A 21,087-nucleotide genomic window follows, 5' to 3' on the forward strand; every position below is an offset into this window, starting at 1 on the left:
ACGCGATGTCTGGCCGGATCGCTATCGCGTCCTCAGGTCCATCAGGGCCTTCCAGTACCAGGAGATTCAAGCATGTCTTTTTTCAATTCGGAAAAACTGCAAACCGCTCAGAAAGCCAATCTCGATCTTTTGCAGCAAATCAGCGGCAAAGTCTTCGCCAGCGTTGAACAGCTCAGCCAGTTGCAGTTCAAGGCCCTGCGCGACTCCACCGAAGAGCACTTCGAAGGTGTTCGCAAGCTGCTGGCCGTCCGTGATCCACAAGGTTTCGCCGAGCTGCAGGCTTCTTTCACCCAGCCGAGCGCGCAGACCGAACGTCTCGCCGAGTTCAATCGTCAGGTTCAAGCGCTGATCGTCGGTACTCAGTCTGATATCGCCAAACTGACGTCGAGTCAGGTCGAGGCTGGCACCCAACAGGTGCAAGAGTTCGTTGAAGCCATCAGCAAGAATGCACCGGCCGGTTCCGAGCCTGTTGTGGCAGCGTTCAAATCGAGCCTTGCGAATGCCGGTACTGTGTTCGAAAGCGCACAGAAAGCCGTAAAACAGGCTGCCGATGTGGCTCAGAGCAGTTTTGACGCAGCGACTGCCGCGGCCACCAAAGCGGCCCCGGAAGCAAGCGCCAAGGCTACCAGCGGTAACAAGTAAGTCACTTCAAGTCAGCGGCACCAATGGCGATGGGTTCATTCCCCGTCGCCATTTTTTTGTGCCGCGAAAAACCTTGGCGGCGCGGCTCTGGTTCACGCTGATACCAGTCGTCTAATCCAGTCCAGTAGCACATTGGGTAACAGTTCTGGTCTGTGCAGCAAGGCGTATTGCCGCGAGCCGAATACCGCTGGCAGGTAATTCGCCGCCTGGCGGTCGATGGTCAAACAGAAGGGATAGATGCCTTGGAGCTTGGCTTCAGTCACGGCCTGACGCATGTCTTCCACACCATAGCGGCCTTCGTACTGATCAACATCGTTCGGCTTGCCGTCGGAGAGCAGTAACAAGAGACGGTGCGTGGCGGCTTCGCGCATCAGCAATGTGCTGGCGTGGCGCAGGGCGGCACCGGCCCGGGTATAGCGTTCCGGTTCGAGGGCGGCAATGCGCCGACCGACTTCATCGCTGTAGCGCTCATCGAATGCTTTCAGGGTGCGGATCATGACCCGCTGTGGCCCTTCGCCGGAAAACGCCAGCACGCTATAAGGCTCGCCCAGGCTCTCCAGCGCCAGACAGACCAGCAGCAACGCCTCGCGCTCGACATCAATGACCCTGCGGTGGCAGGACAGCCAGCTGTCAGTGGAGCCGCTGACGTCGATCAGCAACATGATCGCCATGTCGCGCCGGCCACGGCGCTGGGTCTGATACAGCGCCTGCGGCATGCTCAGGCCGGCGCGGGCCTCGGCGCAACCGTCGATATACGCCTCCAGATCGATATCGTCGCCCTCCCATTGTTTGCGCAGCCTGACGCGTTGGGCCCGCAGACTTTCGAATTGCCGGCGAATGGCATCGAGCACCAGACGGTGAGCGTCGAGGGTTCGCTCGACCCACTGCTGCGGGCCTTCCAGGGCGCAACACAGTTGCAGGGTCGCACCCGGATCACGGTAGGCCTGGCGGCGGTAATCCCATTCGGGGTAGCTCACTGCGTTGTTGGCGAGATCCTGTACACCGCGCTGAGCGCGGGTCTGTGGCGGGTCGTCGGACAGCAGCACTTCTTTCGGGCGACCTGCCGTGATCACCAGTCGGGCTTCGTTGAGCTCGGACAATGACTCGGCGAAATCTGCTGCCGGTGTGTCGGTATCCCGGTCGGCAGGGCGCTGCATCCCCATGGGATCTTCGGCCTTTTCCAGCGGTTCGGCGGGCTGCACCATCCACAGGCCTTGTTCCTGATCATCGTCCTCGTCGGCACAGGCTTCGCGCACAGCGGGCTGACGTACGAGGCGGGCGCTGCGGGGCAGGGTATCGGCGGTGTCGATTTCGCCGGGCAGGGACGACACGTTCTGGTCCACCGACGGTTCGCGCAGATCGCCGGTCCAGGCATCAAGCAGCAACAGATGAGCGCCCAGCCTGTGCGGTTCGTCGATGGACAGGAAACGTTGCGCAAGGATTTTTGACTGGTGCACCGAGTCGGCCGTTTTGGCGGGTATCTCCAACCCTTCCAGAGGTGTGCCGCATTCGCTGCTCAGCAGTAAACGAAGGAAGTTTTCCAGGGGGTGTCGATGATGGGGAAAGGCGTGAAGCGGCGGGCGAGTGGCCAGGGCATGTCGGCGCAAACCATGGATCGAGGGCGCCAACCCCGGCAACAGTCGCACCAAATCCGTATCGGCAGCCCAGGCTTCCAGAAGCAGATAGACACTGCGCTGCATCGGGTTGTCGAGGGTTGACAGGGTGCTGGCACTGCCTCGTTGGGCGCGCATCGCCTGTTGCAAGACCAGGGTTCTATAACGTTGCAGCATGAGCGAGCCATCATCGCTGCCCAAGTCCTCCGGTAGCCATATAGTCACGCCATCGGTCGCCGGGACGGCACTTTGCCGACACGGCTTTTCGTGACGCAGCAAAAGCGTTTTCAGGAACGTGGGGGGCGAGGGTGGTTGCGCAACGCGCAGCGAATAGTGGGTGTTGAACAGCGCTTTGATCATTAAATCGAGGTGTTGTGCGACATCCCCGAGGGTGACGACTTTTGCGTTGTCCGAGGGTGCCCGGTGACGACGCCACAACGTCTGCGCATACACCGTAGCGTGGCGTGCGACGTCGGTGATGAGGTCCTCGGCTTCGGCCATTTAGATAAACGTCAGGTCGACGAGGTCGCGCATAGCGGCGACCAACACCGCGTCATCGGACAGTGGCGAGATCAACGCGACCCGACAAGCGATGGGCGCCGCAATGCCGCGGGAAATCAGCCGTGCCGTGGCAATCAGCAGACGGGTACTGGGGACTTCCGCCAAGCCCCGGTCCTGCAAGGCGCGTAGCCGTTGGGCGAGGGTGACCAGGGCGTGCGCGGTGGCGTAGTCGGTGCCACCCTCATGGATGACGATGGCGATTTCGCGCTCGGCCGGCGGGAAGTCAAAATCCAGCGCCACAAAGCGCTGGCGGGTACTCGGTTTCAAATCCTTGAGAATGCGTTGGTAGCCGGGGTTATAGGACACCACCAGTTGAAAGTGTGGCGAGGCTTCGAGTACTTCGCCGATTTTGTCCAGCGGCAGAATCCGTCGGTGGTCGGTCAGCGGGTGCAGGACGACAATCGTGTCTTGCCGCGCTTCGACCACCTCGTCCAGGTAACAGATAGCGCCTTCGCGCACGGCTCGGGTCAGCGGGCCTTCCGTCCAATGGGTGCCCTGGTGACCGATCAGGAAACGCCCGACCAGGTCGCTGCTACTCAGATCGTCATGGCAGGAAATGGTGATCAGCGGGCGTTTTAGACGCCAGGCCATGTGTTCGACAAAACGGGTCTTGCCACAACCGGTGGGTCCTTTGAGCATGACGGCCAGTTGCTGCGCATGGCATTGCTCGAAAATCGCCACCTCGTCGCCGCTGGGCTGGTAATAGGGTTCAGCTTGCAGCGCTGCGGGTTCGGCGTGCATCAGCGAACGTTCCATCACAACGCCGCGCCTGAGGCATGAGGTGTGGCCAGGACCGGATCGGCTTCATCGACATTGAAGTCCGGCGCATGGCGGAAAAATTCGAAGATGAACAGCCCGGCACCCAGGCTGAACATCGACGCCGTCGCCACCAGCATCAGGAAGTGCACCTGAATCTTCAGCTGCACGTCCAGGTAGCCCAGGCCGAGAATGCGCTCCAGGTACACCTGACCAATGCCCGCCGTGGCAAATGACAGGGTCATGCCGAACATTCCCCCCAACTGCAGCCAGAACGCCCAGTAACCGATACTGCTTTCCTCCACCGGACGACGGGTCATGCCGGGCAGCGCATAGGTGATCATCGCCAGGACAATCATGGCGTAGGCGCCATAGAAGGCCGCGTGGCCATGCATGGCGGTAATCAGGGTGCCGTGGGTCCACTTGTTGACGTCGGGGAAGGTGTGAGCCAACCCCAGCAGACCGGCGCCGAACATGGTGAACACCGCACTGCCCAAGGTCCAGTGCAAGGCCAGTTTGTTGGGGTGAGACAGACCGGAGCGGCGCATCGCGTTGTAGGCATAGATCGCCATGCCGATCAGCGCCATCGGCTCAAGTGCACTGAAAAAACCGCCCAGTGGCAGCCAGTAATGAGGAACGCCGATCCAGTAATAATGGTGTGCGGTGCCCAGAATGCCCGCAATGAATACCAGGCCGACGATGACGTACAGCCACTTCTCCATCACCTCGCGGTCAGCACCGGACAGCCGGATCAGCAGATAGGCAAGGAAGCCGCCCTGGATCATCTCCCAAACACCTTCGACCCACAGGTGGATCGTCCACCAGCGGTAATAGATCGACACCACGTAATTTTCATAATGCAGCAGCGCCGGCAGAAAGAGTACGGCGGCGCTGGCCAGACCCAGCAGCAGGACGCCCTCGGTGGCGGTGAAGCGCCCGGCCTTCTTGATCGTCATGCCGATGTTGTAGAGGAACATCAGCATGCAAATCACGATCACGATCTTGTGGGGCAGCGGCTGTTCAAGCAGCTTGTTCCCGGTGCCATAACCGAACAGGTAGCCAAGAACGGCGGTGACGCCCATGGCCGTCCACAAGCCGAGCTGGATGTAGGCCAGTTTGGTGCTGTGCAGCTCGCCACGGGATTCGTCCGGCACCATCCAGTAGGTCGCGCCCATGAACCCGGTGAGCACCCAGACGATCAACAGGTTGGTGTGAATGGACTTGGTGACATCGAATGGCAAGAGGTTCAGCAGCGGATCCGGCCCGAGGTATTTGGCCGCCGAGAGCAGGCCGAAGACCAGTTGCAGGCCGAACAGCACCATGGCAACGGCGAAATACCAGTAGGCGACGGATTGAGATCTGTAGCGCATGGTCATCCCCTGCGGTTACTGGAACGACGCCAGATAGGCGACCAGTTGATCGATCTGTTCGGGCGTTAGCGATTTGGCGAAGGTGTCCGGCATGAAGGACATGCCGTTGGCGGAAAACATGTCGCCCGGATGCAGGTAAACACTCGGCGTGACAATGGATTCGCGGATGAAACCTTCGGCGTCCTTGGCCTTGCCCTTGTAGTCAGGCGAGGCGATGACCTGTTTGGCCCGACTGGCCAACCCGGCCAGTGATGGCCCGGCGAGGTTGACGCCCGGCGCAATCGAGTGGCAAGCGCTGCACACCGGCGTTGCGGTCGTTCGAAATAGTGCCTCGCCCAGGGCGATCGGGTCTTCCTTGCCGGACACCGGGCGGGCGGCGGGAGGTGGTTGGTCGCCGCCGGTGGCATTCTGCTGTGCCACGGTGAGGTCCATGCCGGGGATCGACGCACCGGTCACCAGAATCGGGCGCGGTGGCCAGCCTTGATTGTCGACCTTGCTCACCCAGTCGAGGAAGGTGATCAAATCGGCGATTTCCTCATCGCCGAGTTTCAGGTTCGGCATCAGACGACGATGGCGTTTCTCGTCATAGAACTTTGAGGGGTCTTTGAGGAACGCAGTGAGGTAAGGGGCGCCGCGCTGCTGGGTGATTTTCGTCAGGTCCGGGGCGTAATAAGCACCCTCGCCGAACAGTGTGTGGCAATTGATGCAATTGTATTGATGCCAGACATCCTTCCCGCGAGTCACCTGCGGCGTGATTTGCTGGGCATTGGTCAATGTGGGGAACTGCCGGTGACTGTCAACAGTCATGCCCAGAAACACCACAGCGGCAATCGCTGTCGATATCAGTGCGAATGAGCGTGTCTGGCGTTTGTTCATTGCGAACTCCCTATACGCCGATACCGGTCCAATAGGTGATGCCGATCACTCCGGCATAGACGACCGCGCTGGCCATCAGCACGAGCACTGCATAGCTGACGAGCTTCAAGACTGTTTGCACGACTGCCTCCCAATGTGAAAGTGCAGGTGGAAAGTGCAGGGTCATTCGCGTTACGCATCAAGTATTGATGCGCGCGAAAGAGCGTTAGCCCGTTGTACTGACGATTGCTTGAGGTCTGCATTCGAACAGCTGCGAACAGGTGCTAAAGATTGACGACTTCACCAGGCCTTGCGTTCAAGTACCGTGGTTCAGTGGGAGAGGCAGGATGACTGTGAGCCTAGTAGACGTCGCGCGGCTGTCAATGAATCGGGAGTCCTTCATTCACCGTCTTTTTTCTTTCCGCCATCAGCATCTGGCTTGCCGCCGAACATGCCAAACAGGTTCTGGGTGTTCAGATAAAGCGCCTTCGACTGGTCGACATATTGGCGCATCAGGTCCTGCATCACCGGCGCCTGCTGGTGCATGAAGGTGCTCCAGGCTTCGGACGACTGCGCGCCGGTCTGGGACTGGATGTCGATGACTGTCTGGATGCTTTTATCCAGGTAGCTGCCGAGAACCCCCTGATAAGGGCCGTAGAACTGGATAATCCCCATCAGCATCTCGCTGGTGAAGATCGGCTCACCGCCGCTTTCAGCTTCCAGAATCACTTGCAGCAGGATGCTGCGCGTCAGGTCCTCGCCGCTCTTCGCATCGACCACCTGAAAGTCAATTTTGTCGACCACCAACTGGCGTATGTCCGCCAGCGTCAAATGACTGCTGGTGTGGGTGTCATACAGTCGGCGATTGGGGTACTTCTTGATCAGGCGGGGGGTGGTATCAGTCATGCGGGGCGTCTCGCGGCGGGCCTGGTTTGCAGGCATCTTAACCTACAATCACCATTGGTGTTTTTGAGGCCGCCTTCGCGAGCAAGCCCGCTCCCACTCTTGACCGAGTCTCCCATGAGAATGCGGTTAAATGTGGGAGCGGGCTTGCTCGCGAAGAGGCCCGCCATCACCACACAAATCCAGCAGCAAAAAGGAGACTGCGCCGTCAAGCGAGTCCCCCCTTGTGCTGCCAGAACTGACTTACCAGATCGGCAGGGTGTAACTGACGATCAGGCGGTTTTCATCCAGATCGCTGCCGAAGTTGGTCGAGCGAACCGTCGCGTTACGCCATTTCACCCCAACATTCTTCAGCGGCCCGCTCTGCACGACATAGCCGATGTCGGTATCACGTTCCCATTCCTTGCCTTCCGGTCGGTTGCCGCCCAGGTCGATATTGTCGCCGGTGAGGTAGCGAGTCATGAAGGTCAGCCCCGGAACGCCGATGGCCGCAAAATTGTAGTCGTAGCGTGCCTGCCAGGACTTTTCGTCCTTGCTGGCGAAGTCGCCGATTTGCACGAAGTTCACCAGGAAGGCGTCGGTGCCGTTGACGTACGCGTAGCCAGTGTCGCCGCTCATGCCTTGGTAACCCAGGCCCAACGCATGCCCGCCGAGGCTGTAGGTAAACATCGCGCCGATGGCATTGTTATCGACATTGCTGCCACCATCGTCCGTGGAGCGGGCGAAGCGCAGATCCGTCTTCAGCGACTGTCCGGTTGTGACCGGCAACACGTAGGTCAGGTTCACCAGGTGCTGGCTGTAGAAATTGTCGAGGTGACCGTAGCTGTAGCCGGTGGCGAGGTTGCTGGTCCATTTGTAGTTCAGGCTGGCGAAATCGAAGCTGTCGCTATCGAGATGACGTGTGGTGATGCCCTTGGCGCCGGTTCGGGTGATGCCCATGTCCTCGTAGTCCGAGGAGTCGCGCTGATTGACCTGCGTCAGTCGCCCGGCATCCACGGTCAGGCCTTCGATTTCCAGCGAGGTCAACTGACCGCCCTTGAAGGTTTGTGGCAACAGCCGTGAATCGTTGGCCAAGACCGTCGGCAGTTTCGGTAGCAGGGTGCCGAGTTTCAGTGTGCTTTTCGAGGCACGCACTTTGGCGGTCAGGCCCAGTTCGCCGTACTCGTCCTGAGCACCTTTGCTCGTGTCGCGGTGACGTTTGAGCAGGCCGGAGCCTGCGCGATCAGGGCTGGAATCGAGCTTGACGCCCAGCAGTCCGATGGCATCGAAACCGACACCGATCAAACCGTCGGTGAATCCCGACTCATAGCGCAGCAGGAAACCCTGGGCCCATTCCTCTTGTTTGGATTGGGGAGCGTTGTCCTGGCGATAGTCACGGTTGAAATAGAAGTTGCGCAGCTCAAGGCTGGCCTTGCTGTCTTTGACAAAGTCCGCAGCGGCGGGGGCCGAGAGGCTGATGACGCCGCCGGCCAGCAACAGTCGGGCAGCGAGATTGCGGGTGTTGCGGTCCATGGTGAAGCCCCTTTGTTTTTATTATGGAAAGACAGGTCCCGCGGCCCTCGCCAGGTGGGCGAGGGCTTATCGATAAAAAACGCGAACGCCAAAAAGATAGGAGCGTGGCGCCGCGTGCGGTTCAATCGTTAGAACTGTTCGGCGCTCAGGCCAAACAACGAGGCACTGCCCGCACGGATGGATTGCTCCAGGCTCAAAATGCGCGGCAGCAAGCGGTGGATATAGAAGTCGGCGGTGGCGATTTTCGCGCTATAAAACCCTTCGTCTTCGTGCAGCTTTTGCTTGGCAACCTGCGCCATGCGTGCCCAAAGCCAGGCATAGGCGACGTAACCAAACAGGTGCAAATACTCCACCGAAGCGGCGCCGACTTCGTTGCGGTTGGTCGCGGCCTGATCCTGCAACCAGTCGCTCAGGTCTTCCAGACGCTGCACGGCATCGAACAGTTGAGCGGAGTAGGGCGCGTCAGGCTGATGGGCGAAATGACGGATCTCAGCGGTGAACTGGCGCAGCGCGCAGCCCTTATCGGCGAGCACTTTGCGCCCGAGCAGGTCCAGGGCCTGAATACCGTTGGTACCTTCGTAGATCTGCGCGATGCGCACGTCACGGACCAATTGTTCCTGGCCCCATTCGCGGATGTAGCCATGGCCGCCGAACACTTGCTGGCCGTTGATACAGCTTTCCAGGCCGGTGTCGGTGAAGAAAGCCTTGGCCACCGGCGTCAGCAGCGCGACCAGGGTTTGCGCGCTGTCCCGCTCCTTGGCGTCATCGGAAAACTTCGCCAGATCGAGTTGTTGGCCGACATAACTGGCGAACGCACGGCCGCCCTCGGTCATGGCTTTTATGCTCAGCAGCATGCGGCGCACGTCGGGGTGAACGATGATCGGGTCGGCCACTTTGTCCGGGGCAATGGCACCGGTCGGCGCGCGGCTCTGCACACGTTCACGTGCATAGGCGACAGCGCTCTGATAGGACGCTTCGGCGCAGCCAATGCCCTGAATGCCGATGGACAGGCGTTCGTAATTCATCATGGTGAACATCGCCGCTAGGCCTTTGTTGGCTTCGCCGACCAGCCAGCCGCTGGCGCCGTCGAAGTTCATCACGCAGGTGGCCGAGGCCTTGATGCCCATCTTGTGTTCGATCGAACCGCAACTCACGGCGTTGGCATCGCCGAGGGAACCGTCGGCATTGACCCGTATTTTGGGCACGACGAACAGTGAGATGCCTTTTGGTCCCGCCGGTGCGTCCGGCAGTTTGGCCAGCACCAGATGGACAATGTTTTCGGTCAGGTCCTGATCGCCACCGGTGATGAAGATCTTGCTGCCGGTGATGTTGAAACTGCCATCGGCCTGTGGTTCGGCGCGGGTGCGGATAATCCCCAGATCGGTGCCGGCGTGGGCTTCGGTCAGGCACATGGAACCGGCCCAGCGGCCTTCGTACATTGGCGGCAGGTAGAGGTTTTTCAGGGTGTCGCTGGCGTGGGCATCCAGCGCAAGGCAGGCACCGGAACTCAACGCCGAATACAGGGCGAAGCTTGAGTTGGCGCCGTAGAGCATTTCTTCAAACTGCACGGCGAGCATTTTCGGCATGCCCATGCCGCCGAAATCGGCGTTACCGGAAAGGCCCACCCAGCCGCCTTCGATGTAGGTGGCATAAGCCTGTTTGAAACCGATCGGCGTGCTGACCTGGCCATCGACCCACTGGGCGCCTTCCTCGTCGCCGCTGCGATTCAATGGCGCAATCAGGTGAGAGGTGATTTTGGCCGCCTCCTCAAGAATGGCGTCAGCGGTGGCGGCGTCGACACTGTCGGCCAGGGCTGGCAGGCGTGCCCACAGGGCCGGGGCATCGAACACTTCATGCAAGACAAAGCGCATGTCGCGCAGAGGGGCGTTGAATTCGGGCATAACGTGAACCTCAAAAGGTTGTGCGATGGGCACGGCGCCGCTTGAGCAGGCCGTGCCCTTTCAATCAATGAGCGGAAGCGCTGGCGGCACCGAGGCCGGTCTGGGCGCGAACGAACTGGTCGGCGTAAGCGTCACGCTCCTTGTCGGCCCGCACGCTGCGGTCGAGTTTCGACACCGCGACGATCACGACGAACGCCAGCGGCATGGAGAACAGTGCCGGGTGGTCGTACGGGAAGATCGCGTGAGCATGGCCGAGCACGGTGACCCAGACGGCTGGCGAGAGGATCACCAACACCAGTGCGCAGATCAGGCCGGCGAAACCACCGATGATCGCGCCTTTGGTGGTCAAGCCTTTCCAGTACATGGCCATGATCAGCACCGGGAAGTTGGTCGATGCGGCGATGCCGAAGGTCAGGCCCACCAGGAACGCGACGTTCATCTTCTCGAACAGAATACCCAGCAGAATCGCGATGATGCCCAGGCCGACAGTGGCCATACGGGTCACGCGCATTTCCTGCTTCTGGGTGGCTTTGCCTTTCTTGAATACTGTGGCGTAGAGGTCGTGGGATATCGCCGAGGCACCGGCCAGGGCCAGCCCGGAGACCACCGCAAGAATGGTGGCGAAGGCCACGGCCGAGAGGAAACCGAAGAACAGGTTGCCACCGACTGCTTTGGCCAGGTGCATGGCAACCATGTTACCGCCGCCAATCAAGGCGCCGCCGACTTCGCCATTAACGTAGTACTGCGGGTCGGTGCCGATGATCACCATCGCGGCAAAGCCCAGGGTGCAGACAACAAGGAAGAAGAAGCCGATGAAACCGGTGGCGTAGAACACCGACTTGCGCGCTTCCTTGGCGTTAGGCACGGTGAAGAAGCGCATCAGAATGTGCGGCAGGCCGGCAATCCCGAACACCAGGCCCAACGACATCGAAGCGGTGTTGATCGGGTCGGCGAGCATTGAGCCGGGGCCCATGATGTTCCAGCCGCTGGCATGGGCTTCGACGGCTTTGGTGGCCAGGGTTTCGTAGCTGAAACCGAATTGCGACATGGCCATGAACGCCAGGGTCGTACCGCCGGCAAGCAACAACACAGCCTTGATGATTTGCACCCAGGTGGTGGCGATCATGCCGCCGAAGATCACGTACACCAGCATCAGCGCGCCGACGATCACCACCGCAACCGGGTAGTCGAGGCCGAACAGCAACTTGATCAACTGACCGGCACCGACCATCTGCACGATCAGGTAGCAGCACACCACCGTCAACGAACCAAACGCGGCGAAGATCCGCACTTTGTTCTGGTCCAGTCGATAGGACACGATGTCGGCAAAGGTGTAGCGCCCCAGGTTGCGCAGACGCTCGGCCATCAGGAAGGTGATGATCGGCCAGCCGACGAAGAAGCCGATGGTATAGATGAAGCCGTCGTAGCCCTTGGCAAACACCAGGCTGGACAGCCCCAGCAGCGTGGCGGCGGACATGTAGTCGCCGGCAATCGCCAAGCCGTTCTGGAACCCGGTGATGCCACCGCCCGCGGTATAGAAGTCAGACGTGGATTTGGTTTGCCGCGCCGCCCACCAGGTGATGGCCAGCGTGCCTAGCACGAAGAGGAAGAACATGCCGATCGCGTGCAGGTTGAGCGGTTGTTTTTCCACCGCACCCAGCGCGGGTGCAGCCAGCACAAAGGAGGCCGGCAAGAGCCCGGCAGCGGCGAGGAGAAGTTTACGGAGCAGGTTCATTACTTGCTCTCCTCGAGAATGGCGGCGCCCAGTGCATCGAAACGTGTGTTGGCGCTGTAGACGTACCAACCGGTCAGTAGCCAGGAAAAAATGATGATCGCCGCGCCAACCGGCATGCCCAGGGTCAACATCCGATGCTCGGCGAGCGGCGCATGCAGCCACTGCGGGGCAAACGCCACTACCAGCATGAACGCGTAGTAAGTGCCCAACACCGCAGCGCTGAGTGACCAGGCCAGACGCGAACGGCTGCTCACCAATTGAAGGAATTTCGGGTTGGACCGAATGCGTTCACAGCGTTGGGTATCGGTTGAATGGATGTCGATCATGGGTGGCTCCACCTTGTTGTTGTTATCGGTGCTTTTGGTATTCAAGGGCAGGGCAGCGCCGAATCCGGCCTGCACGAGCCCGAAGCGGCCGGTAAAAACACCGGCCGCTTGACGGGTACAACGTCGATTCGGTTAGAGCGCTTTGGCCCTGTCGCGCAGAACGTACTTCTGGATCTTGCCGGTGGAAGTCTTCGGCAGCAGGGTGAAAATCACGGTGCGCGGGACTTTGAAGCCGGCCAGGTGTTCGCGGCAGAAACTGATGATGTCAGCCTCGCGAACGTCCTGGTGATCAGCCTTCAACGTGATAAAGGCGCAGGGCGTTTCGCCCCACTTCTCATCGGGACGGGCGACGACGGCCGCTTCCATGACGGCTGGATGGCGATAGAGCACACCTTCCAGTTCGATGGTGGAAATGTTCTCGCCGCCGGAAATGATGATGTCCTTGAGTCGGTCCTTGATCTCGACGTAACCGTTGGGATGACAAACCGCCAGGTCACCGGTGTGGAACCAGCCGCCTTCGAACGCTTCGGCCGTGGCGGTCGGGTTCTTCAGGTAGCCCTTCATCACGGTGTTGCCGCGCATGAAGATTTCACCGATGGTCTGACCGTCTCGTGGGGTCGGCTCCAGCGTCTTCGAGTCGCCGACCATCACGCCTTCGAGCGTCGGGTAGCGCACGCCTTGACGGGATTTGATTTGCGCTCGTTCGTCCAGCGGCAACTCATCCCATTCGGCGTGCCAGGCGCAGAGCGTCACCGGGCCATAGGTTTCGGTCAGGCCATACACGTGGGTGACCTTGATGCCCATTTCTTCCACGGCACCGATCACTTTGGCCGGCGGTGCGGCACCGGCGACCATCGCGTTGACCGGGTGATCAATCGCCGCTTTAGCCGACTCTGGCATGTTGACCAAGGCGTTGAGCACGATCGGCGCAGCGCACAGATGGGTGACCTGATGCTCGCGGATCAGCGTGAGGATTTTCTGTGGATCGACGCGGCGCAGAAACACATGCACCCCAGCCATGGCGGTGATGATCCACGGGTAGCACCAACCGTTGCAATGGAACATCGGCAGGGTCCAGAGGTAGACCGGGTGGTTGCCCATGGCCCAGGTCATCTGGTTGCCCAACGAGTTCAGGTATGCACCGCGATGGTGGTAAACCACGCCTTTGGGGTTGCCGGTGGTGCCTGAGGTGTAATTCAGCGAGATGGCTTGCCATTCGTTCGCCGGCCACTGCCAGGCAAAAGCCGGGTCGCCTTCGGCCAACAGCGCTTCATAGTCCAGATCGCTGACCGCCTGGCCTTCGCCGTATTCCGGATCATTGACGTCGATCACCAGTGGCGGGTGATCGAGCATGCCGATCGCCGCGTGAATCACATCATGGAACTCGCGGTCGGTAATCAGCACCTTGGCTTCGCCATGCTGCAGCATGAAGGCGATGGCTTCGGCGTCCAGACGCACGTTGAGCGGGTTGAGCACCGCGCCAATCATTGGCACGCCGAAATGCACTTCAAGCATCTCGGGAATGTTCGGCAGCATCACCGCTACCGTGTCGTTCTTGCCGATGCCGCGACCGGCCAGCGCCGAAGCCAGACGGCGGCAGCGGGTGTAGGTCTGCGCCCAGGTGCGGCGAATAGAACCATGAATGACGGCGGGGTAGTCCGGATAAACGCTGGCGGTGCGCTCGATGAAGCTGAGCGGAGACAAGGCAATATGATTGACAGCCGCAGGGCCTAGCCCTTGTTCATAGATCGACATGTACGGGTACTCGGTGGCTGATTGTTAGCTCTATAGGTGACCCTTGCAGCGTCGCCGCTGAGGGCACCTTTTATGTCCGGTTTGCTTTATATAACATTCAGCTACCGATATGGAAGTACAACCTACGTCATATAGGATATGTACTATATTTGATTCTGGCCGATCTAAATCAATACAGTCACACCGCCAAGGCCGGTATATCCTTGGCTCCCCCAACGAAGCGGACCTGTGATGACCCTGACTCCCGTTCGATTGCACAGCTGGTTGCGCCTGCAGCGCGAGGGTGTGTCTCTGGCCGCCCGGGCCGATGCGTTGTGTCGTGCGTTGCAGGAATGTCCCGAGGTGCGCCGGGCGGTTTATCTGAGTTGGCAACCTAATGCGCGGATTTACAGCCACGAGGGCGCCGCCCAACATTTTCCACCGGGCCTGGGTGACCCGTCGCTGGCCAGCGACCAGTTGCTGTTTGATCGGCTAGTCGAGGCGGGGCGCCTGGATCTGGCGCAAGTGCGGCAACTCGATTGCTGGTTGTCCGGTCGATTGCGTCGGGCCGCCATCAGTCATGGCCAGGTGTTTGATCTGGCTTTGCAACCGGGGCAGCCGGGGTTGTTGCTGGTGGAAGTGTGCGAGGGCGTGAGTCTTGATTGGCTGGGTTGGGTGCAGGACTTGCTGACGACCTTGCTGAACAGCGTCAACGGTATGCTGCGCGGCTCGCCGCTCTTGGGTCACGATCCACAGCCGAGTCTGTTGCTCGATGCCCAAGGCCGGCCGCTGGAATTCAATGCCGCGCTATTGGCACTGCTCGCCGAAAAACCGCTGACTGATGTGCTGGGTTTTCTACCGGTCAATCACCGGGTGCTGGTTCGTGCCTGCCTCGACCAGCAACGCGCCATCGATGGGGTCGAAGCCCAGTTCGAAGCGCAGATCCTGATCTGGACGTTTATCCCCGATCCCCAGGACAACCGCGTGCTCGCCCGTTGCCGCGATGCCACAGCGCAAGTGTTGGCCGAGCGCGAAGCCGCCACGGCACGGCGGCTGTACCGGCTGATCATCGAGAACACCACAGACCTGATTTCCCGACACACTCCGGACGGGCGCTTTCTGGATGCCTCGCCCGCGTCCTGGACATTGCTCGGTTATTGGCCGGAAGAGTTGCGCGGGCAAATGGCCCAGGGTTTGTTCCATGGTCAGGACCTGGCCAGTCTGGTGCAGCGCGCACGGGATGCCCTGGAGCAGGACGGTTATCACACGATGACCTATCGCATTCGTCATCGCGACGGGCATTACTTGTGGTTCGAAACCGCGAGCCGGGCGATTCGTGAGACCTACACCGGGACAGTGGTCGAAGTGGTCAGCGTGTCCCGGGACATTACCGCCCGTGTGCAAGCCGAGGAGAACAAGCGGCGCCTGGCGGAGGTCGTCGAAGCCAACATCGATCCGGTGTTGTTCATCGACCCCGAGGGGCAAGTCACTTACCTCAATCCAGCGGCGCGGCGCATTCTCGGGATCGACGAGCAACAACCGATGCCGGCTCTGGCGGAGTTGTTTGCCAGCGGCGACCTGGCACGTCTGCAGCGTGATGGCTGGAGCAGCGCCGAACGCGACGGTGTCTGGAGCACCGATGCGCGATTGCAGCCACCGGGGGGCGGCACTTCAGTGCCGGTATCGCTGGTGTTGCTGGCGCACCGTTCGGCCGGCGGCGAGCGTTATTACTCCTTGGTGGCGCGGGACATGACCGAACGTGAACTGCGAGAGGTGCAACAGCGCCGCCATCAGGACGAACTGGCGCACACCGCGCGGTTGGTCACCCTGGGTGAGTTGGCCTCGGGCATCGCTCACGAAATCAACCAGCCGTTGGCAGCGGTGGTCAATTACGCCAATGCCAGCCAGCGCTATTTACAGACGCTGGATTCCAATCCCCAAGCCGCTGCCCGAGTGGCGCAAGGGCTGGAGCGCATTACCCATCACGCCACGCACGCCTCGGAAGTGATCAGACGTTTGCGCGCGTTTCTGCGCAAGGGACAACGCCGGATGCAGGCCCTGAATTTCACCGACGTCGCCCGCGAGGCCGTGCGTTTGTGTGCCTGGGAAGCGAGCAATTGCCAAGTGACAATCGAGGATCGCCTGCCGGATAATCTGCCGCCGATTTATGCCGACCGGGTGCTGCTGGAACAGGTGCTGCTCAATCTGTTGCGCAATGCCATCGACGCCAACCGCGAACAACATCCGGGGCAACCTTCGCTGATCGTGATGGCTGCGGGGCAGGGCGGTGGTGCAACCGTGGAAATCAGTGTGCAAGACCAGGGACCGGGCGTCAGCGAGCCCGAACTGGAGCAGATATTTACCCCGTTCTATACCAGTAAGGCCGATGGCCTGGGACTTGGCTTGTCCATGAGCCGCAGCATCATCGAAGGTTTCGGTGGCGAATTGCAGGCCCTACGCCAACCGATCGGACTGCTGATGTGCTGCCGTTTGCCGCTGGCCGGCCCAACAAAACAACAACAGGAATAACGTAATGGCAGGTGTGACGGAGCACGTGGTGTATGTGGTCGACGACGATCAAGGCATGCTCGACTCAACGGTCTGGTTATTGGAATCGGTAGGGCTCAAGGCCTTGCCGTTTACCAGTGGCGTGGAGTTTCTCAATGCTTGTGATGCCACGCTCGATGCCTGTGTGCTGCTCGATGTTCGCATGCCCGGCATGGGCGGTTTGAACGTGCAGGAAGAAATGCGCACACGTGAGCTGAACCTGCCGATCATCTTCGTCAGCGGGCACGCGGACGTGCCGATCGTGGTTCGCGCCTTCAAGGCGGGCGCCCATGACTTCATCGAGAAGCCCTATAACGAGCAATTGCTGCTGGACAGCGTGCAACAGGCGCTCAGCAACTGCGCGGCAAACCGTTCAGGCAATCAGGGCCATGAAGCCTTGCAGGCACGTTTGCTGACACTGACCCCACGGGAGCGCGATGTCTTGCTGCCGCTGGTCCAGGGTTACACCACCCGTGAAATCGCTGAACAACTGGGCGTGAGCGCAAAAACCGTCGACCTGTATCGTTCGCGGGTGATGAAACGCATGCAGGCCAATACCTTGCCGGACCTGGTGGGCATGGCCATCGCCGCTGAACTGGTCGATCCGCTGAAGCTGCGGTGATTGCTCGCGTTTTCTAATGAACGTCTATGCTGGGCTAACCGATCTCTTACCTTTGCAGCGATCTGCAAGGAGGCAGCAATGGTGCCCACATCCAGTTCTGAAAAGGCGTTCACGCGCAGTCTGCTCGATGTTTTGATCCGTGCCGGGCTGATTGCCGTAATGGTGATGTTCTGCTTTGAGATCTTCAGCCCGTTCCGCGACCTCATGCTGTGGTCGCTGATCCTGGCGATCACCCTTTATCCATTGCAAGAGCGGCTCAAGGGGTCGCTGGGTCAGAAAGACGGCCACATTGCGACGCTGATTGTGCTGATCGCCATCGTTGTGCTCATGGTGCCGATCTATCTGTTGGTCACCTCGATTGCCGATTCGGTCGCGCATGCCATGACCACCGTCAAGGACGGCAATTTCCATATTCCGCCACCCGCTGACTCAGTCGCTGACTGGCCCTTAGTGGGCAAGCCGGTCTCTGCTTTATGGCTGCAGGCCTCAACCGATCTTCCCGACCTGGCAGCGAAGTACCTGCCGCAGATAAAACATTTCAGCGTGAGTTTCCTGGGCAAACTGGCCGGCGTCGGCATGGGCTTCCTCACCTTTATCTTTGCATTGATCATCGCCGGCATTTTCATGGCCTACGGCGAGGCCGGCAGCCGCAGCGCGGTACAGATCGCGACCCGCATCAGCGATCCGGGCAAGGGGCCGAAAATCGCCGAGCTGTGTACCGCAACGATCCGTGCGGTTGCGCTGGGGGTGGTCGGCATCGCCTTCATCCAGATGCTGCTGGTGGGCATCGGATTCGTGCTCATGGGCGTCCCCGGTGCCGGGCTGCTTGCCTTGGCGGTGCTGCTGCTCGGCATCATGCAATTGCCGGCGACACTGATTACGCTGCCCGTGATTGCCTTTGTGTTCACCACCGAGGGGGCCAGCACGTGGACCATCATCTTCGCCATCTATGTGTTCGTTGCCGGCCTGGTGGATAACGTACTCAAGCCCTTGCTGCTGGGGCGCGGTGTCGATGTGCCGATGCCGGTGGTGCTGATCGGTGCCTTGGGTGGCATGGTCACCAGCGGCATCCTCGGTCTGTTCATTGGCCCGGTGGTGCTTGCGGTCGGCTATCAGTTGTTCTGGCAATGGGTGGAAGATCAACCGCAGAACAGACCGGACGTCCCGCCGACGCTATGACTGCCCGGGCTTGCGCTAGCATGAAAGGTGTTCAGGCCACAACGTGGAAGGGTTGAATCATGTCCGTCCATTCCTGGGAAAAACTCTACCTCGATGACCTGAGCATGGGTCAGCAGTTCGAAAGCGACAGCCTGCGTGTCCATCGAGCGTCGATGCTGGCCTTTGCTCAGGAATTCGACCCGCAACCGTTTCACCTCGATCCTGAAGCCGCCGAGCTGAGCCTGTTCCGAGGTCTGGCAGCCAGTGGCTGGAACACCGCCGCCCTGACCATGAAGCTGCTGGTGGAAAGCGTGCCATTGGCAGGCGGGATCATCGGCCTGAGCATTGAGTTGAGCTGGCCGACGCCGACCTACCCGGACGATCTGTTGCGTCTGCAATGCACCGTGCAGGCCATCGATCCATCCAGCACCAAACCAGACCGGGGTGTGGTGACCCTGTTCATGGAAACACTCAATCAAAACGACAAGGTCGTGCAGCGAGCCACCGGCAAACTGCTGGTCTTCAGAAGACCGGCGCCTGATTGAGAAACCAGTCATGGGTGTGTGGAGCGTGCGTGATCGGCAAGGCGTCTTGCCGTTACATTGAGCGCGTTCTTTGTCGATTGCAGGGGCCGGAGGCGGCGTGGTGAAAACATTCCTGCTCAGACCTAGCGCCTCAACGCTGAACATGTTGCGTCAAGCGTGCCTGCAACGCCGAGATGCGGTGCCGCCAACGTTAACCGAAAAAGCGCTCATCCCTGGCATTCCGGATGCTCGCTACTGGCTGGACCAGGATCTGACGCCGTTCATTCGGGATGTGAGTCAGGCCAACGTTCGAGAAGCCGCGGCGCTCGCCAGCGCAGGGATGCCCAATGACACCCTGCCGCTGGCAAGCATGTTGGCCGTTTCGGGGGGCGGCGATGCAGGCACATTCGCGGGGGGCATCATTGCGGGATGGACCCTGCATGGGTCTCGTCCCGTGTTCAAAGTCGTCACCGGCATTAGCGCTGGCGCCCTGGTCGCCCCGTTCGCCTACCTGGGGCCCCAGTACGACGGTGTCATTCTGGGTATCTGCAATGCAGTCGGTCCAAAAGACATTTTCCATGCGCGTAATGTGCTGACCCGTCTTGCCAGCGACGGTATCGCGCACAGCAAGCCTCTGTCGCGGCTGATTGCACAGCACATCACTGCTGAGGTTCTTGCGGCGATCGCGTCGGAATACGCCAAAGGACGACTGCTGATGATCGGCACCACCGACCTTGATTCAGGACGCCCGGTCACCTGGAACATGGGCGCTATTGCCTCCAGCCAGGCACCGGGCGCGCTCGACCTGTTTCGCAACATCATGGTCGCGTCGATGAGTATTCCCGGCGCCGTCTCACCCGTCATGATCGACGTGGAGGTTGACGGCCAACAGTTTCAGGAAATGCACGTGGACGGAGGCGTCCTGACTCAGGTGTTCCTTTACCCACCCGGCACTGTGATGGCGCTGAACCGCGTGACCGGGGCGCGCTTGCGTGATGAACGGCATTTCTATGTCATTCGCAACGGCAAACTGGAGTTGCAGTGGTCCGGGACGAAGCGCCGCACCTTGAGCATCGGCGGTCGCGCCATCAGCGCATTGATCCAGACTCAGGGGATCAGCGATCTGGATCGCATTTACCGAATTGCACAGCAGGATGGGGCGGACTTCAATCTGGCGTACATCGGCTCCGATTTTGATACTTCTCGCGCTCATAAATTCGATGGCGAGTACATGAAGCGCTTGTTCGATTACGCCTTTCAACTCAGCGCGGAAGGCTATCCGTGGCATAAATCGCCGAGTACGTGAGAGCCAGTCAGTTAAGCCGTAACGCAAAAGTGTCGCGGCTGAAATATTGGTATAGCGACGCTTGATAATCAGCTGACCGGCTCGGCCGTACAACTCATCGCCCCTGAACCTGGCTTCTGGAAAATGACCCCGTTGCCTTCTTGCCAGAAGCGGTAGTTCCCTTGGGAATCCTTGCCGGTGTATTGGGTTCCCGAATCACTCGGTACCTGGTTCAGGGTGATCGAGGTGTTCGCCCATTTCAGGTACACGACACTTGGCTGCGTGTTGAAGAAAGTGGCGGAAATCAGCGCGTTAAACCCTGTGCAACGAAAAGCCAGGGGGCCTTCGGTGAGCCTGTCTGGATCCTTGGTTCTCACAATGGCCGAGCCTTGGCGTAGCTGGTGCGCGCGCTCGGCATAACTTCGGATCGTGCACGCCTTGGGCTCACGGTCCGAGGCACACTGATTACGGGAGTCGATCCAGAACTGCTGGTCGATCAAGACTTTGTCTGGCCGCGGTACTGAACGTTCATCTGTGAGCGCCAGGCGATAAAGACGCGTCAGTTCGATATCCATCTGTGCCAGTTGCGAATCGCGACAGATAAGCTTTTCGACGGATGCCCTTGCCGTGGCGCAGTCGAAGCTGGTCTTGAACGACGCAGCATTCGCGCAGGTGCTCGTCGCCGCGCAAACGCTGGCAGCGAGCAGACAGGTGAAAAGGGTCGTGACCGTTTTCATCTTGGCTTCACCCAGATCATGACGTGATCCCCGGATTGCCATGGAACCTATCGATCTGTTGGACATTCATTCGTTCGCATTGGGTGTATCGCAGTGTAAGTCAGTGTTCAAAACTTGCCACACCGCCGGGCGCAGAAACGCATGCCTTGTAGCCGCTGACGAAGCCTGCGTTCGGCTCTGTAGCAGCTGTCGAGCTTGCGAGGCTGCGTCCGGCTGCGCAGCAGTCGTGAAATCAGGCAATGCGGTGTATCAGGAAAACCGCGTGCTCAGGGTTTGCGACTGCTGCGCAATCGGACGCAGCCTCGC

17 protein-coding genes are annotated in these 21,087 nt (G+C 60.0%); 6 read left to right on the forward strand and 11 right to left on the reverse strand.

From position 1 onward, the window contains the following. Nucleotides 1–72 precede the first annotated feature (72 nt). Nucleotides 73–642: a TIGR01841 family phasin gene (gene phaP / locus ACSQ87_RS16315; protein ID WP_134421887.1), complete on the forward strand. Its 570-nt coding sequence runs from the start codon at nucleotides 73–75 to the stop codon at nucleotides 640–642. Nucleotides 643–734: 92 nt separating this feature from the next. On the opposite strand, the gene ACSQ87_RS16320 is transcribed toward phaP, so the two are convergent. The 10 genes from ACSQ87_RS16320 to ACSQ87_RS16365 all read right to left on the reverse strand — a co-directional run bounded on the left by ACSQ87_RS16320 (nucleotide 735) and on the right by ACSQ87_RS16365 (nucleotide 13,929). Next, complete coding sequence (locus ACSQ87_RS16320; protein WP_223431003.1) at nucleotides 735–2,756, reverse strand: nitric oxide reductase activation protein NorD; 2,022 nt, start codon at nucleotides 2,754–2,756, stop codon at nucleotides 735–737. After that, on the reverse strand, nucleotides 2,757–3,572 hold the full coding sequence (locus ACSQ87_RS16325; protein WP_223431002.1) for a CbbQ/NirQ/NorQ/GpvN family protein: 816 nt from the start codon (nucleotides 3,570–3,572) through the stop codon (nucleotides 2,757–2,759). After that, nucleotides 3,572–4,942 (reverse strand): cbb3-type cytochrome c oxidase subunit I, encoded by a 1,371-nt coding sequence (locus tag ACSQ87_RS16330; protein ID WP_223431001.1) that lies wholly within the window; start codon nucleotides 4,940–4,942, stop codon nucleotides 3,572–3,574. The genes ACSQ87_RS16325 and ACSQ87_RS16330 overlap by 1 nt, the downstream gene beginning before the upstream one ends. A 15-nt stretch (nucleotides 4,943–4,957) precedes the next feature. Beyond that, complete coding sequence (locus ACSQ87_RS16335) at nucleotides 4,958–5,818, reverse strand: c-type cytochrome (protein WP_223431000.1); 861 nt, start codon at nucleotides 5,816–5,818, stop codon at nucleotides 4,958–4,960. A 378-nt stretch (nucleotides 5,819–6,196) separates the two neighbouring features. Continuing rightward, nucleotides 6,197–6,739 carry a polyhydroxyalkanoate synthesis repressor PhaR gene (gene phaR, locus ACSQ87_RS16340; RefSeq protein ID WP_317851612.1) on the reverse strand — a complete coding sequence of 181 codons (543 nt, stop codon included), beginning with the start codon at nucleotides 6,737–6,739 and terminating at the stop codon, nucleotides 6,197–6,199. Between the two features lie 204 nt (nucleotides 6,740–6,943). Continuing rightward, a complete protein-coding gene (locus ACSQ87_RS16345; protein WP_223430998.1) occupies nucleotides 6,944–8,212 on the reverse strand; it encodes an OprD family porin in 1,269 nt (422 codons plus the stop codon). Nucleotides 8,213–8,340: 128 nt separating this feature from the next. Further along, nucleotides 8,341–10,113: an acyl-CoA dehydrogenase C-terminal domain-containing protein gene (locus tag ACSQ87_RS16350; RefSeq protein ID WP_223430997.1), complete on the reverse strand. Its 1,773-nt coding sequence runs from the start codon at nucleotides 10,111–10,113 to the stop codon at nucleotides 8,341–8,343. A gap of 64 nt (nucleotides 10,114–10,177) precedes the next feature. Further along, on the reverse strand, nucleotides 10,178–11,848 hold the full coding sequence (locus tag ACSQ87_RS16355; protein ID WP_223430996.1) for a cation acetate symporter: 1,671 nt from the start codon (nucleotides 11,846–11,848) through the stop codon (nucleotides 10,178–10,180). After that, a complete protein-coding gene (locus tag ACSQ87_RS16360; protein WP_008146418.1) occupies nucleotides 11,848–12,174 on the reverse strand; it encodes a DUF485 domain-containing protein in 327 nt (108 codons plus the stop codon). The genes ACSQ87_RS16355 and ACSQ87_RS16360 overlap by 1 nt, the downstream gene beginning before the upstream one ends. 132 nt (nucleotides 12,175–12,306) lie before the next feature. After that, nucleotides 12,307–13,929 (reverse strand): acyl-CoA synthetase, encoded by a 1,623-nt coding sequence (locus tag ACSQ87_RS16365; protein WP_008146420.1) that lies wholly within the window; start codon nucleotides 13,927–13,929, stop codon nucleotides 12,307–12,309. Between the two features lie 231 nt (nucleotides 13,930–14,160). Between ACSQ87_RS16365 and ACSQ87_RS16370 the strand changes: the two genes are divergently transcribed. From ACSQ87_RS16370 to ACSQ87_RS16390, 5 genes are all read left to right on the forward strand, one after another. Beyond that, nucleotides 14,161–16,437: a PAS domain-containing sensor histidine kinase gene (locus ACSQ87_RS16370; RefSeq protein WP_223430995.1), complete on the forward strand. Its 2,277-nt coding sequence runs from the start codon at nucleotides 14,161–14,163 to the stop codon at nucleotides 16,435–16,437. A 4-nt stretch (nucleotides 16,438–16,441) separates the two neighbouring features. Further along, nucleotides 16,442–17,077 carry a response regulator transcription factor gene (locus ACSQ87_RS16375; protein WP_046049845.1) on the forward strand — a complete coding sequence of 212 codons (636 nt, stop codon included), beginning with the start codon at nucleotides 16,442–16,444 and terminating at the stop codon, nucleotides 17,075–17,077. 78 nt (nucleotides 17,078–17,155) lie between these two features. Next, a complete protein-coding gene (locus ACSQ87_RS16380; RefSeq protein WP_150658108.1) occupies nucleotides 17,156–18,256 on the forward strand; it encodes an AI-2E family transporter in 1,101 nt (366 codons plus the stop codon). A gap of 59 nt (nucleotides 18,257–18,315) precedes the next feature. Then, a complete protein-coding gene (locus ACSQ87_RS16385; protein ID WP_223430994.1) occupies nucleotides 18,316–18,780 on the forward strand; it encodes a MaoC family dehydratase in 465 nt (154 codons plus the stop codon). A 100-nt stretch (nucleotides 18,781–18,880) separates the two neighbouring features. Continuing rightward, on the forward strand, nucleotides 18,881–20,065 hold the full coding sequence (locus ACSQ87_RS16390) for a patatin-like phospholipase family protein (RefSeq protein WP_223430993.1): 1,185 nt from the start codon (nucleotides 18,881–18,883) through the stop codon (nucleotides 20,063–20,065). A gap of 68 nt (nucleotides 20,066–20,133) precedes the next feature. On the opposite strand, the gene ACSQ87_RS16395 is transcribed toward ACSQ87_RS16390, so the two are convergent. After that, complete coding sequence (locus tag ACSQ87_RS16395) at nucleotides 20,134–20,781, reverse strand: MliC family protein (RefSeq protein ID WP_223430991.1); 648 nt, start codon at nucleotides 20,779–20,781, stop codon at nucleotides 20,134–20,136. Between the last annotated feature and the right edge of the window lie 306 nt (nucleotides 20,782–21,087).

The organism is Pseudomonas sp. LjRoot277, from assembly GCF_964253845.1.
Lineage (GTDB): Bacteria > Pseudomonadota > Gammaproteobacteria > Pseudomonadales > Pseudomonadaceae > Aquipseudomonas.